The sequence below is a fragment of the Paracoccaceae bacterium Fryx2 genome, assembly GCA_032334235.1.
In the GTDB taxonomy this organism is placed as follows: Bacteria; Pseudomonadota; Alphaproteobacteria; order Rhodobacterales; family Rhodobacteraceae; genus JAVSGI01.
This window is the reverse complement of record JAVSGI010000005.1, coordinates 789,584-814,829: the sequence shown is the minus strand read 5'-3', so window position 1 is coordinate 814,829 and position 25,246 is coordinate 789,584. Positions and strand designations below refer to the sequence as shown.

Below are 25,246 nucleotides of genomic sequence, written 5' to 3'. Positions count from 1 at the left end.
AAAGCCGTTGAAGACGCTGTGAAGACGTATACTTTGCCGACATGAGAAATCGGGATCACATGCGCGCATTCTTTCGGCGCGCCACGGCGCTTGCAGCCTTTGTCGCACTGCTCTGGGCGGTCCACGCCGTCAATTGGATCATCGGTTACGGCTTCAACCCCGCCTTCGGCCTTATCCCCCGGCACGTCAGCGGGTTGGACGGCGTCATCGCAATGCCCCTCCTGCACGGAAACTTCGCGCATCTGATGGCCAATACGCCGCCGCTGTTGGTGATGGGTGGGTTGCTTGTGGCCACGACCACACGGGCCTTGCTGTCTGTAAACGCCGTGGTGATTGGCCTCGGCGGCGGCCTTGTCTGGCTGTTCGGAAGCTCCGCCATCCATATCGGTGCGTCAGGGCTGGTCTTCGGCTGGTTCGGCTTCCTTGTGGCGCGCGGCCTGGTGGATCGCTCGCCGATCACGCTGGGCGCGGCACTGCTGGTCGGTGTCCTGTATGGTTCCATTCTCTGGGGTGTTCTGCCGGGTCAACCGGGAGTCTCCTGGGAGGCTCATCTGTTCGGAGCTATCGCGGGCGTAGCCGCTGCCTTCCTTGTGCAAACACACGTCCATGCTCCGCGCCTCGGCGACGTCAATCTGGAATGACGCACCTCACCCGGCCCGGAGCGGATGGTCAAGCGGTGGCAAGAGCTGCACTGTGGCAGTCCTCAAAGCCGACGGAACGCCTAGCAATTGTGGCACAGTAGTCGGCTCTGCTTGCCAAGGGATACCAGATTTGAGGATGGCGTTTGCGATGGCGGCGAGCTTGCGTGCGATGGCGACGAATGCAGCAACGACTTTGGTCGGGATGGATGTGTTCTGCGAGTGGCAGGACGGGTTTGGCTTTGCCGACGAGCAGAGGTTCAGATTGGCGGCCTCATCCGAGGGCCATGAACAGCTGATAGCTGCGGCCCGGGAGAGCGCGAGGGCTGGTGAAGGTTGGGTTTGAGGCGAAGGGCGGTCAGGAATGCTTGCTCTTGGCCACGCTCGCCGCGGGCGTGGACGCGACGCAACTTCCCGCCGGCACAGATCAAGGCCTAAGCTCTCTCGTGCGGCACACAAGCGAAGACAAAGCGGATTGATGCTGACCTTATCGCCCGGTCCATGCATTTCCGGCCAGAGGCTGGACGCAGGTTGCCGAAGGAGAACCTCCTCGTTCTCAGCGCCCTGACAAGACGGAGGGCCCAGATTGCAGACATGCGCAAGCGGATGGCACCTGTTGCGCGCCGGAGCCCAGCTCTGGCCCGCCCCTGTCATATGAGGCACACTTTCTGCCCGCAGAGCTTACCAGATCTGCCCCAGCAACTCAGACTTCGCGTCGCATGATCAGTTGGATTCAGGCGCCTCACCCGCTTCGTTTTCGTCTTCTGTCTCGGCGTCATCTTCGCTGTCGCCATCTTCGTCGTCAGCGCCAACTGACGGCTGGACTTCGGGGACAGACGTTTCTTCATCGTCCTCAGTACTTTCGCCTTCACCAGCATTGCCGAACAGCAGCCATCCCCCGGCGACCGCCGCTGCAAGCACGCCGCCACCGAGGATCCATTTCCCATTTCCGTCCGCAAGTGCCATCGTGCCAATTCCCCCTAGGCGTGGACATACCCACCTTAGGAAGATGGAGACTGCACCCGTATTTTACAATTTCTGCTAACGGAAAATCGTCGACCGCACCGCACGATTGCCGAATTGATGCGCTCGCAGATCCATTAGCACAGAGGTTCCGGTCCAAGCCACATCGGTGCGCGTGGGTGGGCGGGTTGGCAGCAGATGCAGGTGGCGCCGATCTTTTTGACCGGCCGCGAGATTGCGCGCGGGCAGGGGGCGGTATTCCTGGCCTGTTACGTCTTCTTAGGGACTTGCTTAATCCTAGCTGGCGACATTCACCTTTGCGATGATCTGGTTCGTTGCCCCGCTGACACTGGCCTCGGTGATCGCGGTCCACCTCAGGCCGCGCCAGCCAGCCCTGACCGGCTCAGGCCGGATCGTCGTCAGACGAAAGTAGCAGCGATCGAGAACCAAATCCTCGAATGCGTTCAGATTGTCGCCGATCTTCGAGATTGCCCGCGGCCCATGTCTGGTACCCGCCGAGTGGGCTTGACCAAGTCTAGGCCCGAGGTTACGCGCAATTCGCGACAACCCGTTGCGTGATCACGCCGCTGCTAAGCGGAGGTGTGGCTGGAGGCGCTTTGCGATGACCCTGGACCCAGCCCAAATCTACGTACTCCTTGAGGCTCTCGGCATCGGCATTTTGATCGGCATCGAGCGGGAGCGCAACGCCCAGAAGCAGGGTGCTGCTGCCACGGCCGGTGTACGGACCTTTGCACTGGCAGCGTTGCTTGGCGCGCTGTGCCAGATCGCGGGTGGCTGGCCGCTGCTTGCCGTAGCACTTGGCCTTGTCGGGGGGCTTTGGGCTTTGGCGCAATTTACCGCGCCGAAAGCCCAGTCCGGGCTGACCACAAGTTTCGCGCTGCTGATCGTGGTCATCCTCGGCGGGCTGGCGGCAGACAACACGATGCTTGCCGCCGCTGCTGCGGTGCTCGTGGCCGCGCTTCTGTTCGCGCGGTCGGTCCTGCACGACTTCAGTCGATCGATTCTGACTGCAGTAGAATTGCGTGACGGGTTGATCCTTGGGGTGGCAACCCTGGTGATCCTGCCCGTCCTGCCCGACCAGGGTATCGGACCCGGTGAAGCAATCAATCCTCAGCGTCTGTTCCTCATGGTCCTGCTCGTGATGGCCATCGGTGCCGGCAGTCACATCTCCACGCGCGTTCTCGGGGCGCGACTCGGTCTGCCCCTTGGCGGATTGCTTTCCGGATTCGTGTCATCAACTGCCGTCGTCTCGGCCATGGCCACCAAGGCGAAGGAAATCCCGGCGCAAGCACTTGCGGCCGCCGCAGGGGCGACCCTTTCGTCGATCTCGTCGCTCCTGCAAACCGGGGTGATCCTGCTGTTTCTCAGTCCAATGCTGTTTGCCGCAACCGTACCGATCCTCGCGCTGCCGATCATAGTCGCCGCGATCTATGGAGGTGTGCTGACCTATATCGGGTTGCGTCAAGGCGGCGAGCAGGCCGGCGTCGAGTTGCCTTCCCAGATCTTCAGCATCAGAAGCGCCGTGGCCTTTGCTGTGGTCGTGACTGCGGTCCTGGTGATTTCCGCCTTCGTGAACGATATGTTCGGCGCGAGCGGCGTGATCATCACGGTTGCGATTGCCGGAGCCGTCAGCACGAGCTCGGCTGCAGTCGCGCTGGCGTCATTGGTGGGCGCGGGTCAGATGACAAGCCCCGAAGCCGTGCTTCCCATGGCCGTCGCCATCATGGTCAATACCGTGATCCGGATCTTCCTTGCATTTCGGATGGGAACAGCAAGTTATCCTTGGCTGGTCGGCGCCGGACTTCTGATGACCGGTCTCGCAGTGGCGGGTGCGCTTTGGTATGCCAAGGTCGGGCTTCCACAGTTTTTGGTTTTGCCTTGAGCCGACAAAACCCCATAATGCAGGGCATACGTACGACCAAAGTGCCCTCCGGAACCGCGCCCATCTCTTTGGTGTCAAATGCCTGATCGGTCGCAAGACCACCAAGGGCGGACAGACACGTCCCAAGCTTTCAGAACCGGCCATCGGGCCGCCGGTCAGGCAGGGCATCGCGATTGGCAGGGCAGCGGCTGACGGCCTCAAGCATCTGGCGTTGGATTTCATGGGTTCTCTCCGATGTCGAAAAGTGCTCTGCCAGCCCACCGGCGCGTTCACCCGTGTGGCGGAGGTTCAGCAGGAGTGAGCGGTCCTGCGCCACTGGTTCGAGCAGGCCGCGAACGCGATGGTGATTGCTGCCAGCAACAGGCCCAGCGCTTTGGGTCGTGTCGCGAATGCTGTGGAAATTCCCTGGCGGTGTGGTCCGGGCATGTGAAGGTTCGGTTTCTCAGGCGGCTGCGTCAAGAGGTATCGGGTCGAGGGGCTGGGAAAGCGTCTCCCAGCCGTCGACCTTGCGCATGTTCAGCGACAACCATCTTGGCCGGTGCCGACAACCACCTTGGCCGGTGGGGCTGAACGGAAGACGGGCATGCCCGTCTGGAGGGCAGCCCCACCGGCTTGAGTGATTTCGGGGAAGGTGCTGGTCGCTGCGGGTTGGTAAGCCGGGTTCCTCTGCCGTCAAACGGAGGATCCGGGTTGGCCTACAAACCCATCACCGACCAGCAATTGAGATTATACATGTCCGACCTCCGATATCACAGTCAGCGCACGTCGGCCGCCCGCGCCGGGTTCAGTGAGCGCACGGCCCGACGGTTCGATGCCAATCCGACGCTGCCCTCGAACCGCAAGATTGTTCACGGGCGCACGGTGGCCGATCCCCTCGAGGGTTATTGGGAGGGCGACATCCTTCCTTTGCTGGAGAGGGACAGCACTTTGCAGGCCGTCACCCTGCTGCGCCACCTTCAGGGCCTGCACCCGCTGGCCTTCCCCGACGACCGCATCCGGCGCACCCTGGAACGGCGGGTGCGGCAGTGGCGGGCGCTGAACGGGCCCGAGCGCGACATCATCTTCCGCCAGACGCCGGAGCCGGGCCGCATGGCCCAGTCGGACTTCACCCATGCCGAGGAGCTGGAGGTGACGATCGCGGGCCAGCTATTCCCGCATCTGCTCTACCACTTCGTCATGGTCTACAGCCGGTGGGAGCATGTCGGGGTGGTCCTGGGCGGGGAGAGCTTCACGGCCCTGGCCGAGAACCTGCAGCAGGCGCTCTGGTCGCTCGGCGGGGCACCACAGGAGCATCGCACCGACAGCCTCTCTGAACCGCCCCGGGTTTACCGGAGGGTGGTTTGTTCAATGACTACGCGACCATATCGAGTGAGTTCAGGTTTGCATAGAACGCCTCCTCTGCTTCTGCGGGTGGGATGTATCCGATTGGGCCAAGCAGGCGGCGGTTGTTATACCAATCGATCCATTTCAGCGTTTCCCATTCGACCTCGCGCATTGATTTCCAGGGGCCGATCTGGTTGATGACCTCTGTCTTGAACAGGCCGATGACGCATTCAGCCAAGGCGTTGTCATAGGCATCGCCAACTGTTCCAACGGAAAGGTCGATCTCGGCCTTGGCCAGGCGTTCGGTGTATTTGATCGACAGGTATTGTGATCCGCGGTCCGAATGGTGGACCAAGCTCTTGTTATCCGGCGTCTTTCTTTGCCAGATCGCTTGCTCCAGCGCGTCGAGCACAAACTGGGTCTTCATCGATGTCGAGACGCGCCAACCGACAATACGACGTGCAAAGACGTCGATGACGAAGGCCACGTAGACGGTGCCGGACCATGTGGGCACATAGGTGAAATCTGAAACCCACAGCTTGTTCGGCCGATCCGCCATGAACAGCCGGTTCACCTTGTCGTCCGGGCAAGGCAGAGACGTGTCAGGATTGGTCGTGATGACCTTCTTGCCACGGACCACGCCCCTGATGCCCAGATGGCGCATCAATCGTTCCACGGTGCAGCGGGCGGCGTCTTCACCCTGCCGTCGCAAAACATGCCAGATCTTCCGCGCGCCATAGAGCTTGCGGTTGGCATCCCAGGCCGCGTCGATCTTGAGGCTCAGGGCGGCATCCGATTTGGCCCGGGCCGAGGCCCGGTCAGGATCACGCATGATCGCCCGCCGGTCATAAAAGGTGGAAGGGGCAAACTGCAGTGCCCTGCAGATCGGCTCGACCCCGAATGCCTCTCGGCTTTCCTCAATGAAAGCAGTCATTTGCGAAACGGGCGGTCGAGCTCCGCCTGGGCAAAATACGCTGAAGCTTTGCGCAGAATCTCGTTCGCTTGCCGCAGTTCCCGGTTCTCGCGCTCAAGCTCTTTGATCCGCGCGATCTCAGCGCTGGTAGGTCCCGGCCGTTCGCCACCATCGCGCTGGACCTGTCGCATCCAGACGCGAAGGCTGTCCGTCGAACAGCCCAATTTACCTGCAATCGCCGTCAGCGCCGCAGCCTCGCTCTGATAATCATCGCGGTGTTCCATCGCCAGCCGCACCGCACGCTCGCGGAACTCAGGTGAATACGGCTTCGAGGTCTTCTTCTTTGAGGTCTGTTCCATAACGGGCAATTCTCCGAGAGTTTTGCCCTCCGGTAAACCCGGGGCGGTTCAGTCACCCTGCTGCGCCACCTTCAGGGCCTGCACCCGCTGGCCTTCCCCGATGACCGCATCCGGCGCACCCTGGAACGGCGGGTGCGGCAGTGGCGGGCGCTGAACGGACCCGAGCGCGACATCATCTTCCGCCAGACGCCGGAGCCTGGCTTCATGGCCCAGTCGGACTTCACCCATGCCGAGGAGCTGGAGGTGACGATCGCGGGCCAGCTATTCCCGCATCTGCTCTACCACTTCGTCATGGTCTACAGCCGGTGGGAGCATGTCGGGGTGGTCCTGGGCGGGGAGAGCTTCACGGCCCTGGCCGAGAACCTGCAGCAGGCGCTCTGGTCGCTCGGCGGGGCACCACAGGAGCATCGCACCGACAGCCTCTCGGCCGCTTTCCGCAACCTGACGGCTGACCAGCGCCAGGATATCACCACGCGCTACAATGCCTTCGTCGGCCATTACGGCATGGAGGCCAGTCGCAACAACCGCGGGGAAGCTCATGAGAACGGCGCGGTGGAGTCCCAGAACCGGCACCTGAAGAAGGCCATCGAACAGGCGCTGATCCTGCGCGGCAGCCGCGACTTCGCCAGCATCGAGGACTACCGCCGCTTCATCGACATTCTGGTGGCACGGCGCAACCGGCAGCGGGCGGCGGCCACGCAGGTGGAACGGGCGCATCTGAAGCCCCTGCCGCGCCGGCGCACCACCGACTTTACAGAGACCGTGGTTCCGGTCACCCGCACCAGCGGCTTTCTGGTCAAGAGCATCTTCTACAGCGCCCCGTCGCAGCTGATCGGGCAGCGCTTGCGGGTCCACCTTTACGACGATCGCCTTGAGGCCTTTCTCGGCAGCACCCTGGTCGTCAGCCATACAAGGGCGCGAGGTCGCGGCGATGGCCATCGCGTGCATGTCATCAACTACCATCACGTCATCCATGCGCTGCGGCGCAAACCGCAAGCCCTGTGGAGTTCGATCTACCGCGACAGCCTGTTCCCGCGAACCGAATACGCTGAGGCCTGGAAGGTGCTGCAGCGCGATCTGCCCCGCCGCGACGCCTGCCGCCGCATGGTCGACCTGCTGTTCATCGCCCACGACCGGGCCTGCGAGGCGGAACTGGCACATCTGCTGGCAGCAGAATTGGACGCGGGCCGGGTGCCCGATCCCGGACCTCTGGCATCCTGCCTGAACCCGCGGCAAACGGCGCTGCCGAGAGATGTTGCCGTCGCCCATCCCTCGCTCGACAGCTTCGATGCCCTTCTGGGAGCCTGCGCATGACCTCCCGCGAGATCGACATCCACACGCTGCCAGGCATGCTGACCGCGCTGCGCCTGCCCAGCTTCCACAAGCTTTGGGCCGACATCGCCACCCGTGCCGACACCGAAGGCTGGCCCGCTGCCCGCTTTCTGGCTGTCCTCGCGGAATACGAACTGGCCGAGCGCGACATGCGCCGCATTCAGCGCCACATGAACGAGGCACAGCTACCGGCTGGCAAGACGCTGGCGACCTTCGACTTCAAGGCGCTGCCAACCCTGCCGCGCGCCCGGATCGAGGCCTTGGCGGCCGGCGACTGGCTGGAGGGTGGCGGCAATCTGATCGCCATCGGCAATTCCGGCACGGGCAAAACGCACATTCTCTGCGCGATAGGCCATGCCCTGATCGAGCGGGGACACCGCGTGTTCTATACCCGCACCAGCGATCTGGTGCAGCGACTTCAGGCCGCCCGCCGCGATCTGGTGCTCGAAGCCGCGCTCGCCAAGCTCGACAAGTTCGACCTGATCATCCTCGACGACATCACCTACGCCCACAAGGATCAGGCCGAGACAGGCGTGCTCTTCGAGCTGATCGCCCGGCGCTACGAATGCCGCAGCATCGCCATCGCCGCCAACCAGCCCTTCAGCGGCTGGGACCAGATCTTCCCGGACAAGGCGATGACCGTCGCCGCCATCGACCGGCTGGTTCATCACGCAGCGATCCTGGAGATGAATGCCGAAAGCTTCCGCCAGCGCGCGGCCGCCTCCAACAAAGAGGCGCTGAGCAGACCGCCAACGACAACCATCGCCGACAACAAGGACAAAGGAGAAGGCTGAGCGAAAAACAATTCCAGATACGCCAACCCAGCGGCCTAAAACCGGCCAACGTGGTTGACGGTCACGGACATGCTGGTTGACGCGCTACACTTTCCCGTGCTTCTTGGTCCAGCGCGCATTGGTATCTTTCTGCGACCGCATGGCGGGCTTGTCGGCCCAGCCCTCCGGCACCTCGCCGTTCTTGATCGCCTTGTTTGCGGATTTCGCGGAGAATGGGCGCTGATTTCGCGCGATCGTGGGCACGCGTTTCGCGCCATTCTGGGCAGTCATTTCACGGGATCGTGGGCAGGCTGGCCGACGCTTTCATGGAGTCAGGCTTGAACGATTTGGTCAAGCTTTTTTGTGACGGCGGAGCGCCTGCGCAGGCTTTCACCTGAGAGGGTGAGGCGGTGTGCGTTGTGAACGAGGCGGTCGAGGATGGCATCTGCGAGCGTTGGGTCGCCGATGGCTTCGTGCCACTGGTCAACGGGGAGTTGGCTTGTGACGATGGTGGAAGCGCGGCCGTGGCGGTCTTCGAGGATTTCCAGCAGGTCACGGCGCTCCGGGGCGGTGAGGACGGCGAGGCCCCAATCGTCAATGATCAGCACATCCATGCGGGCGATGGTTTTGAGGATGCGTTCATGGCGGCCATCGCCACGGGCCAGAGCAAGGGCCTCGAACATGCGCGGCGCACGTTGATAGAGGACGGGCCGCCCATCCCGGCACGCCTTGTGGCCAAGGGCGCAGGCGATCCAGCTTTTGCCCAAACCGGTCGGCCCGGTTATCAGCAGGTTCTCGTGCCGGGCGATCCAGCCGCCATCGGCAAGATGCGCCATGACACTGCGGTCAAGACCACGTGGGCTGCGCAGGTCCAGATCCTCGACGCTGGCATCTTGGCGCAGAGCCGCAAACTTGAGCCGGGAGGCCAGTTTCTTGGTGTCGCGCTCTGCAGCCTCGCGGTCGACCAGCAGGCCGAGACGCTCTTCGAACGAGAGGGCGTCGAAGGCGGTTGACCTGCGTTGTTCTTCGAGCGCCGATGCAATGCCGGTCAGGCCGAGCGCCAACAGTCGGTCGTGGGTGGGATGGGTCAGCATTTTAGTCCTTTCTCAATGGTAATAGCTGCCGCCACGAATGTTGGCGTGCTGGAGGGGGGCGACCTCTTCGGAGCCTTCCAGGAAGGCGCGATCGAGGCCGGTCTTGAGGATCGAACGAATGGAGGTGACGGTGCGGGCCCGGATGGTCACACCCCGCTGGCAGGCCGCATCAACGCGCTCCGGCCCATAGGTTTTGACCAAGGCCAGCACACCCAGGCAGGTGCGGAACCCCTGTTCAGGATGGGGGCGGTCAGCCATCACCATCTCGCAAAAGGCGGCGACGGCGGGGCCGGTCTTGGTTGCCTGCGCCAGCATTCTGGCCGGGGTCCATTCGGCAAAGCGACGATGGGCCGATGGCATATGGTCGGCCACGGTGACATGGCTGCGCCGCCCCGGGGTGCGCACGTGGCTCGCAACCCTCTGACCACGATGGAATATCTCGACCGTCTGGCCGCTTGTGCGAACATCGACCTCTTGTTTGATCAGCGCGAAGGGCACGGAATACCATGAGCTGTCGACCTCAACGTGATAGTCGGGTGCCACGCGGGCGCGCTTCCAGCGGGCGAAGACATAAGGTTCGGGCGGTAGGGGCTGAAGATTGGGCCGATCCAAAGTGGCAAACAGATCGGCGCGGCTGGCGCCATAGCCGCGCATCACGCGCATGTTCAACTCGTCCAGCAGCCGCCGGATCGCCACGTTCAACTCGGCCAATGAGAAGAACCGGTGGTTCCGCAGCCGCGCCAGAATCCAGCGTTGTGCCACTTGGACAGCCACTTCCACCTTCGCCTTGTCCCGGGGTTTGCGCGGCCGGGCGGGCAGAACGGCGGTGCCATAATGCGCCGCCATCTCGGCATAGGTCCGGTTCAGCCCCGGATCAAACCGGTCTGCCTTGATCACGGCGGACTTCAGATTGTCCGGAACCACCGCCTTTGGCACGCCGCCCAGAAAGGCGAACATCCGGATATGCGCGAGGATCCAATCTTCCAACCCCTCCGATGCCACCGCCTCGGCATAGGTGTGATTCGATGCCCCCATTGCCGCCACGAACAGCTTCATGGCCCGCGCTTCGCCGGTCGTGGGGTCGATCACGTCGATGGTGTCGCCGGCAAAGTCAACGAACACCTTCTCGCCGCCCACATGTGTCTGGCGCATCGTCGGGCGCACCCGACCCTTCCAAGCCTCGTAATGCGTGCAAAACCAAGTATAGGCAAAACCCCCGGGGTGCGCGGCACGGTATTCTTCCCAGAGCAGCATCCGCGTCACCCCAGGGCGGCGCAACTCGCGGTCAATCTCCGCCCAGTCGGGCACAAGCCGCTCCGCGTCCGGCACCGTGGGCGGGGCTGGAAACAAAAGAAGTTCAAGGCTGTCGTCATCGATCCCCTCCGGCAAGGGCCACGTGAGCCCGGCATGACGCGCCCGTTGGGTGTAGCTTCCGACGCTCCCCTTGCTCAGACCGAGGGAAGCGGCAATGGACCGCTCGCTCAGGCCTTGCCCAAGCTTCAATCGCAAAACATCTCGTATCCGGCGCATGTTCAATCGTCCTGTCGGCATCAAGCCACCCCTTCATTCCTGAAGGCGCAACTATCCTCAATTTGCCGACCAGACCTGCCCGCGATCCCGCGAAATCAGTGCCCAGCTTCACGCGAAATGACTGCCCATGATCCCGTGAAATCGATGCCCACCATCAAGCGAAACACGCACCTTGTTCTCATCCCGCTTGTTATGGTTGCGCGGCACCGGCACGATGGAGGCGTCCAGGATCTGCCCGCCGCGCGCGATATAACCCTGCCGCGCCAGATACCCGTCGAATTGCTTGAACAGCGCATCGACCACACCCGCCTGCGCCAGACCCTCGCGATACAGCCAGACGGTCTTGGCGTCGGGCACCCGGTCCTCGAGCCCCAGACCAAGAAACCGCATGAGGGACAGCCGGTCGCGCACCTGATACTCCATCTGGTCATCGGACAGGTTGTAGAGCGCGCCCAGCACCAGCGTCTTGAACATCACCACCGCGTCCATCGGCTTGCGCCCTGCCCGCGACTTCCGCTCCGCCTCAGGCTTCCGCCAGACCCGCTCCAGCGTCGGACGAAACTCCTCCCAAGGCACGATGGCGTCGATCTCGACCAACGGGTCCCGCTTGGCATCAAGGCTCGCGTAACGGTCTGAAAGATCAAAGAACCCCATCTGCGCCATCGTTATCCTCCAGTAGCCAAACGCCCCCTTCATCCTACAAAGGCAGCGTCGTCACGGCAATTTTTCGAGGTGCCCAGGTGGGGGCATCGAACATCTTGCGTCCGGAGTTGGCAGTCCGGATGGTCCGTTCAAGGCGTCGCTGGGTAATTCCTGATCTCCGGGCACTCAAAAAAGGACGCCATCATGCGGCGTGAGATCAACCAAATCTCTCGCATTCGACTCCGTCTGCTCATCGGATTTCGGGAGGCTCCGGAGGTCAATGCTCATGGTCGATATCGAGATGATGTTCGGCATACCTTGGTCAAAGTGTTTGCACGCGAGGAAACGACACCGGCTCCGCATGAAGATGGGAGCGTCTCGGATGGGTGTATCTGCTCGTCGGGTGGCATGTCGGGTCAGCATGGTCGCGGGTCAGGGATGCGTGATCTTGGATGCCATCTCGTCTTGGCGGGCTCGGGAAACTTCGGGATCGCGGGTTTTGGTTCCCGGATTCGATGGCGTGCAGAATTTCGTTTTGAAGTTCCGATAAACGATCCTGGGGCCCTTCACCACATATTATAGAACATTGGACGGCAAAACCCGGTTCACCGAAGACCGGGCCGGAACGGGTCGTGTCGCGAATGCTGTGGAAATTCCCTGGCGGCTCACTCCGGGCATGTGAAGGTTCGGTTTCTCAGGCGGCTGCGTCAAGAGGCATCGGGTCGAGGGGCTGGGAAAGCGTCTCCCAGCCGTCGACCTTGCGCATCTGGATCTGACCGGATGCCAGCAGCGCCCAGAGCAGCATCGGCACGGTCTCGGCGCAGGGCAGCACGGTCTGGGTCTTGACGCGGCGACGGAACTCCTCGTTCAGCCGTTCGATGGCGTTGGTGGTCCGGGCCGACTTCCATTGCGAGGGATCGAGGCGGGTGAAGCTGAAGAGCCGGTCCCCTGCTTCTTCAAGGCTGTCGGCAACGGCCTTGCACTTGAGCTGCCACTTGCGCAGGAATGCCTTGCGGCGGGTCTCGATCCCGGCGGCGGTGTCGGCGCAGATCATGTCGCGGTAGTCCTCGGTCAGCTCGTCGTGCAGGTGCCTGGGCGCGTGCGCCAGCAGGTTTCGGTGCTTGTGGACCGTGCAGCGCCGGATCGGCAGAGCCTCGCCCCAGAGCGCGACCAGAGCGGCTTCAAGCCCGGGAGCGCCATCGACGATGACGAATTCGGGCCGCTTCAGACCGCGGGCATCAAGGTCGTCGAGGAACTGGCGCCAGGCAGATGTGCTCTCTCCGCCCATGTTCTTGATGGATAACAATACCTTCTGCCCGTCGCGGCGGATGCCGATCGCCGCCAGCACCGAGATGTTGGTGGCCTTGCGGTCCAGCCGGGTCCGGATCACGGTGCCGTCGAGGATCAGCCGGACGATGTCCTCGTCGGCCAGGCTGCGGGCCGACCAGGCATCCCAATCCACCTTCACCTTGCGCCAGGCCCGGCTGACCACATCCTTGCTGACGGCGCCCTCGAACAGCCCGAACAGCGCCCGCTTGACGCGCCGGGTGTTGGTCCCGGCAAGATAGACCGCCGCGATCAGCGCCTCGGCCTTCTTCGTCAGCCGCTGGTAGCGCGGCAGCGCCTTCGAGCGCCATTCCTTAGCCTTGCCGTCCTCGTCCTCGACCCGGGCGCGGGGCACGCACACCGTTTCGGTGCCGAAGGTGCCGGTCAGCTGCCGCTCGCGGTGCCCGTGGCGATAGCCCTTCGCCTTCTCGTCGCCGCGACCGTAGCGCATGCGGCCGAGAAACTCGGCCAGTTCCTCTTCAAACATGGTCTCGATGGTCGCGCGGACGCTCGCCCGCAGGCGCTCCTCGATCGGGTCATACCCGGTCGTGTCGGGCAGTAGCGAAAAGGCCGAGCTGTCGGTAATGTCGTTCATGGCGTGATCTCCCTGGCGGTTGGCGCCGCCGGCTGGGTGGGTTTCAGTTCACCCGGAGATTACGCCGCCTTCAAATTTCCACCACTCCCGCGACACCACCCAAGGCGGCCGTCATTTTGGCGTCGCCGAAAACGGTGGGCCATTCGACGAAGGCGAGGTTTGTTGTGACGATGACCGAGGTGCGTTCGTAGAGGCGGCTGATGAGGTGGAACAGGAGTTGACCGCCAGACTGGGCGAAGGGCAGATAGCCCAGCTCGTCGAGAATGACGAAGTCCATGCGGGTCAGATAGTCCGCCGTGCGGCCTTGCTTGCCACCGCGGGTCTCGGTCTCCAGCCGGTTCACCAGATCGACGACGTTGAAGAAGCGGCCGCGCGTGCCGTTGCGAATGAGCGCGCGGGCGATGGCGATCCCAAGGTGTGTCTTGCCGGTGCCGGTGCCACCGATCAGGACGACATTGCGCTGGTCGGCCACGAAGCCGCCGGTGGCCAGATCGCGCACCAGACCCTCGTTGATCGGCGTGCCGGTGAAGTCGAAGGCGTCATTCGTCGGGCGGACCTTCCACTGGAAGGTCCGCTGACCCTCCTCATTCCTTGGCCAGCGGCAGCTTGGCGATGGTCATCTGGTAGCGGATGGACCGGGCCCCTCGCCAGCGGTCTCGAACCGATGGCGACACGCTGGCTCGATCTCGGCGATCTCGGACTGCAGCAGATCCCCTACAATGCGCGGCGGTTCATGCTGGCGTTTGATGCCGTTGCCCATGACCTCGTCATAGGCACTGCGCATCCCGTAGAGCTTGAGGCTGCTCATCAGGTCGAGGATTTGGGTTCGTTCCATGACTGGTTGTCCTCCTGAGGCTGTCATATCTGGCACAATCTGCCACCGGCGCATGGGTGAGGCGCAGGCTTGCGGGCGTGAGCAGCAGCGGTGGCGGTGCGGCGTCCTTGCTGCGGGCAAGGATGTTGATGATGACCGGGGCGGAATGGACGCCTTGATCGAGGGCTTCGCGGCAGGCCGCTTCGACCGCCTGCAGCCCGTCATCCCGCACGCAGGTCAGGATCTGGACCATCTGACGATCACCATCGTCGCTGCCCTTCAGCTTGCGCCGGACAGCGGCCATGGCCTGCGGCAGGACCCAGTCCCTGAACGGGGCACCATTGCGCAGGGCGCCGGGCTTACGCGCCAGAACAGGCACATAGTGCCACGGATCATAAACCGTCTCACCCCGACCAAAGGCGCGGGGATGTTCTGCGACCACCGCGCCATCCTGCCGGATGACGATCCGGTCGGCATAGGCATGGACATCGACAGGCCGCCCGACCGCCGTGGCCATGACGGAATACTTGTTGTTGTCGAACCGGACCGTGCAGGTCTTCGACACGGAAGCAGGCACGCTGTGGAAGCCGTCGAAGGAGCCAACATAGGGAACGAGATGGGGGCGCTCGGCCTCGAACATCTCCCAGATCGTCTTGTCGGTCTGTTCGGGATGGCGGTGCGCCTTGGCATAGGCCACGCATTTGTCCATCAGCCAGGCGTTCAGCTTTTCCAGGCTCCTGACCCGCAGGCGCGGCGTGAAGAACCGCTCGCGCACCAACCCGACCTGGTTCTCGACCTGGCCCTTCTCCCAGCCTGAGGCAGGCGTGCAAGCGACAGGCTGGACCAGGTAATGGCTGCACATCTGCAGGAAACGGCGGTTGTATTGCCGTTCCTTGCCACTGAAGACCGCCTCGACCGCCGTCTTCATGTTATCGTAAATCCCGCGCGTGCAGGTGCCCTTGAAGAAGGCGAACGCCCGGTCATGCGCGTCAAAGACCATCTCCTGGCTCTCGCGCATGTAGGCCCGGACGAACATCATCCGGCTGTGGCAAAGCCGGACATGCGCCACCTTCACGGTGACGGTTACGCCCGAGATCAGGATGACCTCGTGGCTCCAGTCGAACTGATACGCCTCACCCGGCGCATAGTAGAGCGGCACATAGGCCTCGGCCGTCGCGGCCCCCCGGTTCTGCGACCAGGCCTTGGCGAACCGACGCACGGCATCATAGCCGCCCTCGTATCCGAGCCCGCGCAGTTCCTCGAAGATCCGGATCAGCGTCAGCCGTTCTCGTGACGCCTTGCCCGCATTGGCCGACAGGAACTGCTCCAGCTGACCCTGCCAAGGCCCGATCCGCGGCATCGGCTGTCGCTCCCGCTCATAGGTGAAGTCCGTCTCACCCGACCGCAGGATCTTGCGCACGGTATTGCGCGACAGATGCAGATCCCGGGCGATCTTCTTCATCGACCAACCCTGAACATGAAAGGCCCGCCGGACCCGCGCGATCGTATCCACCCGCTTCAACTCCCCCTCCGTCCGCTGCCCCGCAACGAACGGTCTGACAGATCAGCAGGGGGGTCAAAATTGCACGCCGATCACCCCGCCTGAGGGGTCAAAATTGCACGCCGAAACACAACCTGGACGGGGTGCAAGAATGGGCGGCGCGGGAAATCGTGCCGCCCTTTGCCATTGCCGCAGACTCCATAGGAAGGCCGTGGAAGGCCCTTTCGTGTTCCGGGCCACCTGACTACCGGAAACCCCCTCACCCCGTTTAATTTCGTCGGACACCTGTTTAATTTCACGATCCTGATTGGCAGGCTCCGTTGGCCGCGCATCCGGGCGGGAATATCGGCGCGGTGTCCCCCGATTGGGAAGGGGGCTTTTCGAGAAATCGAAGACCTGATGCTGGTTCGATTCCAGCTCCGCGCCGGTCGCGCGGCCTCGCCCGGGGCTTCCCGGAATCGGGGCGGTCTGATAGTCTCGGGCGGCTTGCCGGGGCATGAGGCCGTCGCGCTCATAACGCGAAACCGCTTCGGGCGTTCAGGTACGGGACCGGCAAGCCCTCCCTTCAACCCGCCCAGCCGCATTCCCCCGCAAGGGTGTGCGGGTGTTTTGCACGCGCGCGCGCGAGTATGGTCCTTCCATCCACAACGGCTTGCACAAAGCCGCAATGACAGGAAGGGCCTATCGCCGTGATCATCAACAGCCAAACGCTGGACCTTGCCTTCCGGGGCTTCAAGACCGTCTATTCCGATGCCTTTGCCGCCGCCCCGGCCCATGCCGACAAGATCGCCATGACGGTGCCGAGTGCCAGCCGCGATGAGACCTATGGCTGGTTGGGCATGTTCCCCCGCCTGCGCGAATGGGTCGGGGGGCGCTACGTCAACGGGCTGAAGGCGCACGGCTTCACCATCGCGAACCGCAAGTTCGAGGCGACGGTTTCGGTCGGTCGCACCGACATTGCCGACGACAAGCTCGGGCTCTTCAAGCCGATGTTCGCGGAAATGGGGCAGGACAGCCGCCGTCACCCCGAAGAGCTGGTCTTCGGCCTGCTGAAGGCGGGCTTCACCACCAACTGTTTCGACGGCCAGAACTTCTTCGACACCGATCACCCGGTTGAACTGGACGCCGGGGCCGCGCCGGTTTTGGTCAGCAACATGCAGGCGGGATCGGGCGCGCCCTGGTTCCTGCTGGACACGTCGCGCGCCGTGCGCCCGATCATCTGGCAGGAACGCGAGAAGTACGAGTTCCAGTCGATCACCGGCGCCAACGACCAGCATGTGTTCATGAACGACGAGTACATCTACGGCGTCCGGGCGCGGGTCAATGCTGGCTTCGGTCTCTGGCAGCTTGCCTTCGGCTCCAAAGCCGACCTGACCGAAGCGAACTACGCTGCCGCGCGGGCGGCGATGATGAACTTCAAGAGCGACGGCGGGCGCATCCTGGGCGTGCCCCCGACTGTCCTGGTGGTGCCGCCGTCACTGGAAAGCGCGGCGCTGCACCCGCTGAACACCGAAACGAAGGACGGCGGCGGGTCGAACCCCTGGAAGGGCACGGCGGAACTGATCGTCACGCCGTATGTGGCCTGACGCCATGCCCGGGCTTGCCCTTGGCATCTGCGACCGCGCCCTTGCGCCGGGCGGTTCCGCGCCCGAATGGGTGCAGCTCTTCCCGGAAGGGCGGATGACCGGGCGCGACGGTCGCGAATTCGATCTGGCGGACCCGGCCGCCCTGGTGCTGGCCTTCCAGTCGGCCGGCGTCGATCTGCCGATCGACTACGAACACCAGAACGACCGGCCGGAAGCCAAGCTGAACGGCCCGGTTCCGGCGGCGGGCTGGATCAAGGAACTGAAGATCGCGGCGGGCGGGCTCTGGGGCCGGGTGGAATGGACGGCCACCGCGCGCGAGATGATCGGCAACCGGGAATACCGCTACCTGTCCCGAGCTTCCTCTTCCACCCGAAGACCAAGGCGATTGTCCGGCTGAAAGGCGCGGGCCTCGTGCACAACCCGAACCTCCACCTTGCCGCCCTTGCCAGTCAGGAAGACACCATGCCCCCCGAAAGCACTCCCGCAGTACGCTACGCCCGCCTTGCCGAAGCCCTGAAGCTCGGGCCGGACGCAACCGAAGAAGAGATGCTGGCCGCCCTGGCAGAGCTGCTGAAGGCCAAGGGCACTGATGCCCCGGACCCGGCCAAGTTCGTGCCGGTCGAGACGGTGCAGGCCATGCTGGCCGAACGCAACCTGACCCTTGCCACCGCCTCAGAAGGTCGCGGATGCCCTGCGGCGCGGCTACATTTCGCCAGCGATGAAGGGATGGGCCACCGCGCTCTGCATGAACGACGAGGCGAGCTTTGACCGCTTCGTTGCCAGCACGGTGCCGCCCTTTGCGCATCTCCTCAAGCCGTCGCACATGGGCGCGCAGCCGCCGGGAAGCCCCGCGTCGCGCACCGGGTCTGACATGGCGGAAGCCGTCTGCGCGCAGCTCGGGCTGCCTCCGGGCACGCTGAGGGATTGAAGATCGGGTCGGGGAAACCCGGCCTGATGCCAGCGGAGAAGAGAGAGCTCCGCGAGTGGCACCCCGCCGGCCGGATTTTTTTTTCCTGGGCCGGTTGGCGGGGGGTCGGGCGAAACACCGCAAAGCAGGAACCTTCCCGAATGACAGAACTCGCGCGCCCCTTCCCCCGGCCAACCGCGCAGGTGGAACCCTACTTCAACGTGCTGGGCGCGGAGCTGACCGTTGAATTCCTGCTGACCTTCGACGGGGCGGAACTCTACCTGGCAGCCGAACCCAAGGGCCGGTCCCGCCTTGAAACTCTGGTCGGACCGGACAAGGCCCGCGCTCTGGGCAGGTCCACCCGGATCACGCAACGCCGCGTCCCGCTTGCCAAGGCATGGCTTGCCGCCGTCCTGGAATGGCAGGGCCATTCCACCGCCGATATCGCCCGGACGCTCCGCACCAGCGACATCAGCGTCCGGAAATGGCTGAAGGCCGAAGCGGCAAGGCAGTCGAGATGACCGATCACCGCAGCACGCCGCGCGCCACCGCAGCCCTGGTCGCCGACGCCCTGGCTCAGACGCAGCGAAGCCGCGACCTTCTTGCCCTTGCCACTGCATCGACCGCAAACGCTTTAACCGCCCTTGAAGCCATCCTTCACGGCGGCTTCATCCCGACGCCCGACCCAGTCTCGCCAACCGCCGAACATCGCGCCTTCACCGATGCGGAGTCCCATCCCGGATCACCGCCGACCCGGAGATTGAAGCCTTCGTCCGCGCGCGGCTTGATCGGATGACCTTCGACCAGATCGTCACCGCCGTGGCAGAACACTTCACGCCCGACCGCCACATCAGCCGCAGCAGCCTGCACCGCTGGTGGCAACGCCACGGCAAACCGCCCGACCTCCCCAATCGCGAGTAACCATCTGTTCCCAGCTATTCCCCGAAATCGTCAGCCACGGTCTTCCGCCGTCAGGTTCCCTCTTCCGATATCAAACCATTTGCACCACACATTCAGACCAAGTGAACACCGACACCTGCGGCCAATTCACCCCCCGAGGGTATTTGGACCAATGAGAAACATGTAGGTGCCCTGCGGTTTCTTTTTGGCGAAAATACCCTCGGGGGGAGCCGAAGGCGTGGGGGGCAGACAGCCCCCCGTCTGTGCCAAAGGCCCGGACCGCCGGTTCATGCTGCCGAGCCGCCGACCGTGAGGCCGCCGATCAGCAGGGTGGGTTGACCGACGCCGACCGGGACGAACTGCCCCGCCTTGCCGCAGTTGCCGATGCCCGGATCGAGCGCCATGTCGTTGCCGATGGCGCGGATCTGCTGCAGCGCGGTGGCGCCATCGCCGATCAGGGTGGCGCCCTTGACCGGGGCGCCGATCCGGCCGTTCTGCACCCGGTAGGCCTCGGTGCAGGAGAACACGAACTTGCCGTTGGTGATGTCGACCTGGCCGCCGCCAAAGCCCACGGCGTAGATGCCGTCCTTCAGGCTGGCGATGATGTCGGCGGGGTCGGTGGTGCCGCCCAGCATGTAGGTATTGGTCATGCGCGGCATCGGGATGTGGGCGAAGCTTTCGCGCCGCCCGTTGCCGGTGGCGGCGACGCCCATCAGGCGGGCGTTCTGGCGGTCCTGCATCAGGCCGACCAGAATGCCGTCCTCGATCAGCACGTTGCGGGCCGAGGGCGTGCCCTCGTCGTCGATGCTGAGCGAGCCGCGCCGGTCGGGCAGGGTGCCGTCGTCCAGCACGGTGACGCCGGGGGCCGCGACCCGCCGGCCCATCAGCCCGGCGAAGGCCGAGGTCTTCTTGCGGTTGAAGTCGCCTTCCAGCCCGTGACCCACGGCCTCGTGCAGCAGGATGCCGGGCCAGCCCGCGCCCAGCACCACGTCCATCGTGCCGGCCGGGGCAGGGACGGACTCGAGGTTCACGCAGGCGATGCGCAGCGCCTCGCGCGCCTGCGCCTCCCAGTACGCGGGCTCCATCAGTTGCGCGAGGCCGTGGCGGCCGCCGCCGCCGGTGCCGCCGCTTTCGCGGCGCCCGTTCTGCTCGACGATGACCGAGATGTTGATCCGCGCCATCGGGCGGATGTCGCGCAGGCGCTGGCCGTCGGGGCGCAGGATCTCGACCTCCTGCAGCCCGGCGGACACCGTGGCCGAGACCTGCACCACGCGCGGGTCGAGCGCGCGGGCGTAGGCGTCGATCTCGCGCAGCAGGTCGATCTTGACCGCGAAGGTCGCGTCCTGCATCGGGTCGGAATCGCCGTAGAGTCGGGCATCGCTGCGCCGCGGGCCTGTCGCCAGCGTGCCGCCGCCCGATCCGACCGCGAGGCGGGCGGTTTCGGCGGCGCGGCGCAGGGCGCGTTCGGAAATCTCGGTCGAATGGGCGTAGCCTGCAACCTCGCCGTTGACCGCACGCAGCCCGAAGCCTTCGGCGGCGTCGTAGCTGGCGGTCTTGACGCGCCCGTCGTCCAGCACCAGCGATTCGGACCGGCGGCGTTCGAGGAACAATTCGCCATCCTCGGCCCCGGCGGTTGCTTCGCGCAGCACGGACAGGGCAACCGCTTCGTCGATATGGCTTTCGAAGGGCCGGAACGGGGTGTCGGTCATCGCTTTGTCCTTGATCCATGTCAAACAGCGTCGAAGTGACGCAACACGACTCTTGTCGTCGAAGTCTCAATATGGTTTCAAAGGAAGCAGAAACAACGGGATTCTGCCCAACCACCGGGCAGGGCAGACAGGCGGCGCCGAAAACCGCGATTTCGAACGGGATATGAACATGCGTCTGATGACCTTTCTTTCCGCCAGTGCTGCCGGATGCGGCATGGTTTCCCTTGGCCGGGCGGCGCTGGCGCAGGGGCTTGAGACGGTCGGACGGCCGATCGACGGCAAGATGGGCTTCCAGCCCGCCGCGACCGAGATCGCGCGCGACCTGCAGGATCTGGATCACATGGTCCTGCTGATCATCAGCGCGATCACCGTTCTGGTCACGGCGCTGCTGATCTGGGTGATCATCCGCTACAACAGCCGCGCCAACCCGACGCCCGCGACCTTCACCCACAACTCGCCGCTGGAGGTGGCCTGGACGGTGGTGCCGATCGTGATCCTGGTGTTCATCGGGGCGTTCTCGCTGCCGGTGCTGTTCAAGCAGCAGGAGATTCCGCAGGGCGACATCACCATCAAGGTCACCGGCTACCAGTGGTACTGGGGCTATGAATACGTCGGCGAGGATGTGGCCTTCGACAGTTTCCTGGTCGATGGCGCGACCCGGGTCGATGCGCTGGGCGCTGACCAGCCGATCGGGCGGGCCGAGGTGCTGGACGACGTGGCGGTGATGAAGCTGGAGGCGCTGGGCTACAGCCGCGACGACTTCCTGCTGGCGACCGATACCGCCGTGGTGCTGCCGATCGGCAAGTCCGTCGTGATGCAGGTGACCGGCGCCGACGTGATCCATTCCTGGGCGATGCCCGCCTTCGGCGTCAAGCAGGACGGGGTTCCGGGCCGCCTGGCGCAACTGTGGTTCACGCCGGAACGCGAGGGCGTCTATTTCGGTCAGTGTTCCGAATTGTGCGGAAAGAGCCATGCCTACATGCCGATCACCGTCAAGGTCGTCAGCCAGGCGGCGTATGATGTTTGGCTGGCCGGGGCCAAGGCCGGGAATGTGCAGCTGAGCGCCGATGTCGGCACGCCTGTGACACTTGCGGCGGCAGATTGACCGGGACGGGCATTGCCTGGGGGGAAGCGGTATGAGTGACATTCGGGTGGATGTGGCCCCGGACACGGCAAGCGTCGAGGCGGGTTTTGCCGATTTCGTGGCGCTGCTGAAGCCGCGGGTGATGTCGCTGGTGGTGTTTACCGCCGTGGTCGGGCTGCTGGTGGCACCCGTGGGCGTGCATCCGGTGGTCGGGCTGGCCGCGATCCTGTTCATTGCGCTGGGGGCAGGGGCCTCGGGCGCGCTGAACATGTGGTGGGATGCCGACATCGACGCCGTGATGCGGCGCACCCGCAACCGCCCCGTGCCTGCGGGCCGGGTGACCCCGGGCGAGGCGCTGGGGTTCGGGCTGGCGCTGTCGGGGATCTCGGTGGTGATGCTGGGGCTGGCGACCAACCTCTTTGCCGCCGGGTTGCTGGCCTTCACCATCTTCTTCTATGCCGTGGTCTATTCGATGTGGCTGAAGCGGCTGACGCCGCAGAACATCGTGATCGGCGGCGCCGCCGGGGCCTTTCCGCCGATGATCGGCTGGGCGGTGGCGACGGGGGGCGTATCGATGGAAAGCGCGCTGATGTTCGCGCTGATCTTCATGTGGACGCCGCCGCACTTCTGGGCGCTGGCGCTGTTCATGAAGGAAGATTACTCCAACGCCGGCGTGCCGATGCTGACGGTGACGCATGGACGCCGCGCGACACGGGCGCATGTGCTGGTCTATACCATCGCGCTGGTGCCGGTGGCGCTGGCGGCCGGGTTCACGTCGATCGGCGGGCCGGTGTATCTGGCGGCCTCGGTCGTGCTGAACGCGATCTTCCTGTGGGGCGCGGTGCGGATCTGGCGGCGCGACGAGGTGATGGCCGAGGCGGACAAGTATGCGGTCGAAAAGCAGGTGTTCCGCTTTTCGCTGTATTACCTGTTCCTGCATTTCGGGGCGTTCCTGCTGGAAGCCGCACTGAAAACTTTCGGGCTGGGAGGCTGGTAGCATGGCATTCGGGGAAGAACACGAGATCTACAAACGCCGCTTCGGACGCAATCTGGGCCTCGGGCTGGTGCTGGCGGGGTTCGTGGCGCTGGTGTTCGGGCTGACCGTGGTCAAGGTGCAGCGCGTGGGCCAGATGCAGGGTTTCGACCATGTGCTGCGGCCCGAACTGCTGCCTGCGGATGTGGTCAAATGACCGGGCCGCGGCGGACGGCAACGGCCCTGGCCGGGGTGGTGGTGCTGATGGTGTCGCTGTCCTTCGCTGCGGTGCCGTTCTACCGCTGGTTCTGCCAGGTGACGGGCTTTGCGGGCACGACCTCGGTCGCGGAAACCGGGTCCGACGTGATCCTGGACCGCACCGTGAAGATCCGCTTCGACGGATCGAAGGTCGCGGGCTTCCCGTGGGAATTCAAGCCGCTGGTGCCCGAGATGGACCTGCGGATCGGAGAGACCGGCCTTGCCTTCTACGAGGCCTACAACCCGACCGACCGCGCCGTTGCGGGCAGCGCCAGCTACAACGTGTTTCCCTATTCGGCAGGCGGCTACTTCACCAAGATCGACTGCTTCTGCTTCGAGATGCAGGTGCTGCAACCCGGCGAGCGGGTGCAGATGCCGGTGACCTTCTATGTCGACCCGGCGATGGTGAATGACCCCGAGGGGCGCTACGTCACCCAGATCACCCTGTCCTACACATTCTTCGAGACCGAGATTCCGACGGACCAGGCGGCGCTGGCCACCCCTTCCGCCGTGGTAAACTGACAAGAAAAAACGAGGGAACCGGACCATGGCACATGCAAAGAACCACGATTACCACATCCTGCCGCCGTCGATCTGGCCGTTCCTAGGGGCGGTCGGGGCCTTCACCATGTTCTTCGGGGCGGTCAAGTGGATGCATGGCTCGGGGCCATGGCTGGGGCTGATCGGCTTTGTGCTGGTTCTGTATGTGATGTTCGCCTGGTGGTCCGAGATGGTGCATGAAAGCCAGGTCGGCGACCACACGCCGGTGGTTCGGATCGGGCTGCGCTACGGCTTCATCATGTTCATCATGTCGGAGGTGATGTTCTTCGCGGCCTGGTTCTGGAGCTTCTTCAAGCACGCGCTCTACCCGATGGGCGAGATGTCGCCGCTGGTGGACGGCATCTTCCCCCCGGCCGGAATCGAGACCTTCGACCCCTGGCACCTGCCGCTGATCAACACGCTGATCCTGCTGTGTTCGGGCATGGCCGCGACCTGGGCGCACCATGCGCTGGTGCACGAGAACAACCGCAAGGATCTGGTGAACGGGCTGGCGCTGGCCATCGTGCTGGGCGTGCTGTTCACCGCGTTCCAGGCCTATGAATACAGCCATGCCGCCTTCGGCTTCGCGGGCAACATCTACGGCGCGAACTTCTTCATGGCGACCGGGTTCCACGGCTTTCACGTGGTGGTCGGCACCATCTTCCTTGCGGTCTGTCTGGTGCGGGCGATGAAGGGGCATTTCACCCCCGAAAAGCATATCGGCTTCGAGGCGGCGGCGTGGTACTGGCATTTCGTCGATGTGGTCTGGCTGTTCCTGTTCGCCTCGATCTACGTCTGGGGGCAATAGGCCGCGCGCCGGCGGCACTTGCCCCGGCCGGAAATCCGAGGCAAGCGCGGGCCGTCGGGTCCGCGCTTTCGCATTGTCCCCGACCCGTGACGGAAGGCCCGCATGAAACGCTATCTTCTGCCCGTGCTGTTCGGCCTTGCCGGGGCTGCCATCCTGATTGCGCTGGGGGTCTGGCAGGTGCAGCGGCTGGCGTGGAAAGAGGCGGTGCTGGCCGACATCGCGGCCCATATCGCCGCCGCCCCGGTCGATCTGCCGCGCGACCCCGACCCGGTGGCCCAACGCTATCTGCCGGTGACCATGACGGGCGCGTTTACCGGCGAGGGGCTGGAGGTGCTGGCCTCGCGCAAGCAGATCGGCGCGGGCGTGCGGGTGATCGCGGTGTTCCTGACCGACACCGGGCGGCGGGTGCTGGTGGATCGCGGCTTCGTGCCCGAGGTCGAGAAGGGCCTGCCGCGCAGCGTGACCATCGCGCAGGTCACCGGCAACCTGCACTGGCCCGACGAGGTTGACAGCTTCACCCCCGCCCCCGACGCCGGGCGCAACCTGTGGTTCGCCCGCGACGTGCCCGCGATGGCCGCAGCCCTGGGCACCGAGCCCCTGCTGGTGGTGGCGCGCGTGCCGACCGGCGACGACATAGACCCGCTGCCGGTCGATACCTCGGGCATCCCCAATGACCATTTGACCTATGCGATCACATGGTTTTCGCTTGCGGTGGTGTGGCTGGGGATGACAGTGCTGCTGCTCTGGCGTATCAGGCGGCGGACGCACTGACGGA

General features: G+C 64.3%; 24 protein-coding genes, 1 tRNA gene, 3 pseudogenes and 1 other annotated feature. Of the genes and pseudogenes, 18 read left to right on the top strand and 10 right to left on the bottom strand.

Annotated features, from left to right (window positions below; genetic code table 11):
* Nucleotides 1-59 precede the first annotated feature (59 nt).
* Nucleotides 60-641, top strand: a complete 582-nt coding sequence (locus RNZ50_13150; protein ID MDT8855941.1) for a rhomboid family intramembrane serine protease — start codon at nucleotides 60-62, stop codon at nucleotides 639-641.
* Between the two features lie 720 nt (nucleotides 642-1,361).
* Here RNZ50_13150 and RNZ50_13145 read toward each other — a convergent pair.
* Nucleotides 1,362-1,604: a hypothetical protein gene (locus RNZ50_13145; protein MDT8855940.1), complete on the bottom strand. Its 243-nt coding sequence runs from the start codon at nucleotides 1,602-1,604 to the stop codon at nucleotides 1,362-1,364.
* A 619-nt stretch (nucleotides 1,605-2,223) separates the two neighbouring features.
* On the opposite strand from RNZ50_13145, the gene RNZ50_13140 reads away from it, so the two are divergent.
* Nucleotides 2,224-3,504, top strand: a complete 1,281-nt coding sequence (locus tag RNZ50_13140) for a DUF4010 domain-containing protein (protein ID MDT8855939.1) — start codon at nucleotides 2,224-2,226, stop codon at nucleotides 3,502-3,504.
* 1,351 nt (nucleotides 3,505-4,855) lie between these two features.
* Here the strand turns inward: RNZ50_13140 and RNZ50_13135 are convergent.
* Nucleotides 4,856-6,099, bottom strand: a protein-coding gene (locus tag RNZ50_13135; protein ID MDT8855938.1) for an IS3 family transposase whose coding sequence is annotated in 2 segments (ribosomal slippage) — nucleotides 4,856-5,796 and nucleotides 5,796-6,099 — 1,245 coding nt in all. Because the reading frame shifts where the segments join, the coding sequence is not laid out codon by codon here.
* Nucleotides 5,687-5,803 (bottom strand) — a sequence feature (AL1L pseudoknot). Its footprint overlaps the gene before it by 117 nt.
* Before the next feature lie 57 nt (nucleotides 6,100-6,156).
* On the opposite strand from RNZ50_13135, the gene istA (RNZ50_13130) reads away from it, so the two are divergent.
* Both istA (RNZ50_13130) and istB (RNZ50_13125) read left to right on the top strand, forming a co-directional pair.
* A complete protein-coding gene (gene istA, locus RNZ50_13130) occupies nucleotides 6,157-7,413 on the top strand; it encodes an IS21 family transposase (protein MDT8855937.1) in 1,257 nt (418 codons plus the stop codon).
* Entirely contained in the window at nucleotides 7,410-8,225 is an 816-nt protein-coding gene (istB, locus tag RNZ50_13125; protein ID MDT8855936.1) for an IS21-like element helper ATPase IstB, read from the top strand. Before istA (RNZ50_13130) ends, istB (RNZ50_13125) begins: the two co-directional genes overlap by 4 nt.
* 90 nt (nucleotides 8,226-8,315) lie before the next feature.
* Here the strand turns inward: istB (RNZ50_13125) and RNZ50_13120 are convergent.
* From RNZ50_13120 to istA (RNZ50_13090), 7 genes and pseudogenes are all read right to left on the bottom strand, one after another.
* Nucleotides 8,316-8,420: pseudogene (locus RNZ50_13120) on the bottom strand (IS5/IS1182 family transposase).
* A gap of 116 nt (nucleotides 8,421-8,536) precedes the next feature.
* Entirely contained in the window at nucleotides 8,537-9,298 is a 762-nt protein-coding gene (istB, locus tag RNZ50_13115) for an IS21-like element helper ATPase IstB (GenBank protein ID MDT8855935.1), read from the bottom strand.
* Nucleotides 9,299-9,310: 12 nt separating this feature from the next.
* Nucleotides 9,311-10,849 carry an IS21 family transposase gene (istA, locus tag RNZ50_13110; GenBank protein ID MDT8855934.1) on the bottom strand — a complete coding sequence of 513 codons (1,539 nt, stop codon included), beginning with the start codon at nucleotides 10,847-10,849 and terminating at the stop codon, nucleotides 9,311-9,313.
* Nucleotides 10,850-10,999: 150 nt separating this feature from the next.
* Nucleotides 11,000-11,491: pseudogene (locus tag RNZ50_13105) on the bottom strand (transposase).
* 673 nt (nucleotides 11,492-12,164) lie between these two features.
* Nucleotides 12,165-13,391 carry an IS256 family transposase gene (locus RNZ50_13100; protein ID MDT8855933.1) on the bottom strand — a complete coding sequence of 409 codons (1,227 nt, stop codon included), beginning with the start codon at nucleotides 13,389-13,391 and terminating at the stop codon, nucleotides 12,165-12,167.
* A gap of 100 nt (nucleotides 13,392-13,491) precedes the next feature.
* Nucleotides 13,492-14,226, bottom strand: a pseudogene (locus tag RNZ50_13095) (ATP-binding protein).
* Nucleotides 14,159-15,727: an IS21 family transposase gene (gene istA / locus RNZ50_13090; GenBank protein MDT8855932.1), complete on the bottom strand. Its 1,569-nt coding sequence runs from the start codon at nucleotides 15,725-15,727 to the stop codon at nucleotides 14,159-14,161. Before istA (RNZ50_13090) ends, RNZ50_13095 begins: the two are co-directional and overlap by 68 nt.
* Nucleotides 15,728-16,053: 326 nt before the next feature.
* Here istA (RNZ50_13090) and RNZ50_13085 point away from each other — a divergent pair.
* From RNZ50_13085 to RNZ50_13050, 8 genes are all read left to right on the top strand, one after another.
* Nucleotides 16,054-16,133: transfer RNA gene (locus tag RNZ50_13085), tRNA-Ser, on the top strand.
* A gap of 262 nt (nucleotides 16,134-16,395) precedes the next feature.
* A complete protein-coding gene (locus RNZ50_13080; GenBank protein ID MDT8855931.1) occupies nucleotides 16,396-17,292 on the top strand; it encodes a Mu-like prophage major head subunit gpT family protein in 897 nt (298 codons plus the stop codon).
* Nucleotides 17,293-17,296: 4 nt separating this feature from the next.
* Nucleotides 17,297-17,689: a phage protease gene (locus RNZ50_13075; GenBank protein ID MDT8855930.1), complete on the top strand. Its 393-nt coding sequence runs from the start codon at nucleotides 17,297-17,299 to the stop codon at nucleotides 17,687-17,689.
* A 14-nt stretch (nucleotides 17,690-17,703) separates the two neighbouring features.
* Nucleotides 17,704-18,060 carry a hypothetical protein gene (locus RNZ50_13070; GenBank protein MDT8855929.1) on the top strand — a complete coding sequence of 119 codons (357 nt, stop codon included), beginning with the start codon at nucleotides 17,704-17,706 and terminating at the stop codon, nucleotides 18,058-18,060.
* Nucleotides 18,011-18,220 carry a hypothetical protein gene (locus RNZ50_13065; protein MDT8855928.1) on the top strand — a complete coding sequence of 70 codons (210 nt, stop codon included), beginning with the start codon at nucleotides 18,011-18,013 and terminating at the stop codon, nucleotides 18,218-18,220. The genes RNZ50_13070 and RNZ50_13065 overlap by 50 nt, the downstream gene beginning before the upstream one ends.
* A 140-nt stretch (nucleotides 18,221-18,360) precedes the next feature.
* Nucleotides 18,361-18,720: a helix-turn-helix domain-containing protein gene (locus tag RNZ50_13060; GenBank protein MDT8855927.1), complete on the top strand. Its 360-nt coding sequence runs from the start codon at nucleotides 18,361-18,363 to the stop codon at nucleotides 18,718-18,720.
* Nucleotides 18,717-18,995, top strand: a complete 279-nt coding sequence (locus RNZ50_13055) for a hypothetical protein (protein MDT8855926.1) — start codon at nucleotides 18,717-18,719, stop codon at nucleotides 18,993-18,995. The genes RNZ50_13060 and RNZ50_13055 overlap by 4 nt, the downstream gene beginning before the upstream one ends.
* On the top strand, nucleotides 18,992-19,120 hold the full coding sequence (locus RNZ50_13050; GenBank protein ID MDT8855925.1) for a hypothetical protein: 129 nt from the start codon (nucleotides 18,992-18,994) through the stop codon (nucleotides 19,118-19,120). The genes RNZ50_13055 and RNZ50_13050 overlap by 4 nt, the downstream gene beginning before the upstream one ends.
* A 266-nt stretch (nucleotides 19,121-19,386) precedes the next feature.
* Here the strand turns inward: RNZ50_13050 and tldD are convergent, their stop codons facing one another.
* Complete coding sequence (gene tldD, locus RNZ50_13045; protein MDT8855924.1) at nucleotides 19,387-20,808, bottom strand: metalloprotease TldD; 1,422 nt, start codon at nucleotides 20,806-20,808, stop codon at nucleotides 19,387-19,389.
* 214 nt (nucleotides 20,809-21,022) lie between these two features.
* On the opposite strand from tldD, the gene coxB reads away from it, so the two are divergent.
* From coxB to RNZ50_13015, 6 genes are all read left to right on the top strand, one after another.
* On the top strand, nucleotides 21,023-21,913 hold the full coding sequence (coxB, locus tag RNZ50_13040) for a cytochrome c oxidase subunit II (GenBank protein MDT8855923.1): 891 nt from the start codon (nucleotides 21,023-21,025) through the stop codon (nucleotides 21,911-21,913).
* Nucleotides 21,914-21,944: 31 nt separating this feature from the next.
* Complete coding sequence (gene cyoE, locus RNZ50_13035; protein MDT8855922.1) at nucleotides 21,945-22,889, top strand: heme o synthase; 945 nt, start codon at nucleotides 21,945-21,947, stop codon at nucleotides 22,887-22,889.
* 1 nt (nucleotide 22,890) lies between these two features.
* A complete protein-coding gene (locus tag RNZ50_13030) occupies nucleotides 22,891-23,082 on the top strand; it encodes a hypothetical protein (protein ID MDT8855921.1) in 192 nt (63 codons plus the stop codon).
* Entirely contained in the window at nucleotides 23,079-23,645 is a 567-nt protein-coding gene (locus RNZ50_13025; GenBank protein MDT8855920.1) for a cytochrome c oxidase assembly protein, read from the top strand. The genes RNZ50_13030 and RNZ50_13025 overlap by 4 nt, the downstream gene beginning before the upstream one ends.
* A gap of 25 nt (nucleotides 23,646-23,670) precedes the next feature.
* Complete coding sequence (locus RNZ50_13020; GenBank protein ID MDT8855919.1) at nucleotides 23,671-24,471, top strand: cytochrome c oxidase subunit 3; 801 nt, start codon at nucleotides 23,671-23,673, stop codon at nucleotides 24,469-24,471.
* Between the two features lie 102 nt (nucleotides 24,472-24,573).
* Complete coding sequence (locus RNZ50_13015) at nucleotides 24,574-25,242, top strand: SURF1 family protein (protein MDT8855918.1); 669 nt, start codon at nucleotides 24,574-24,576, stop codon at nucleotides 25,240-25,242.
* Nucleotides 25,243-25,246: the final 4 nt, after the last annotated feature.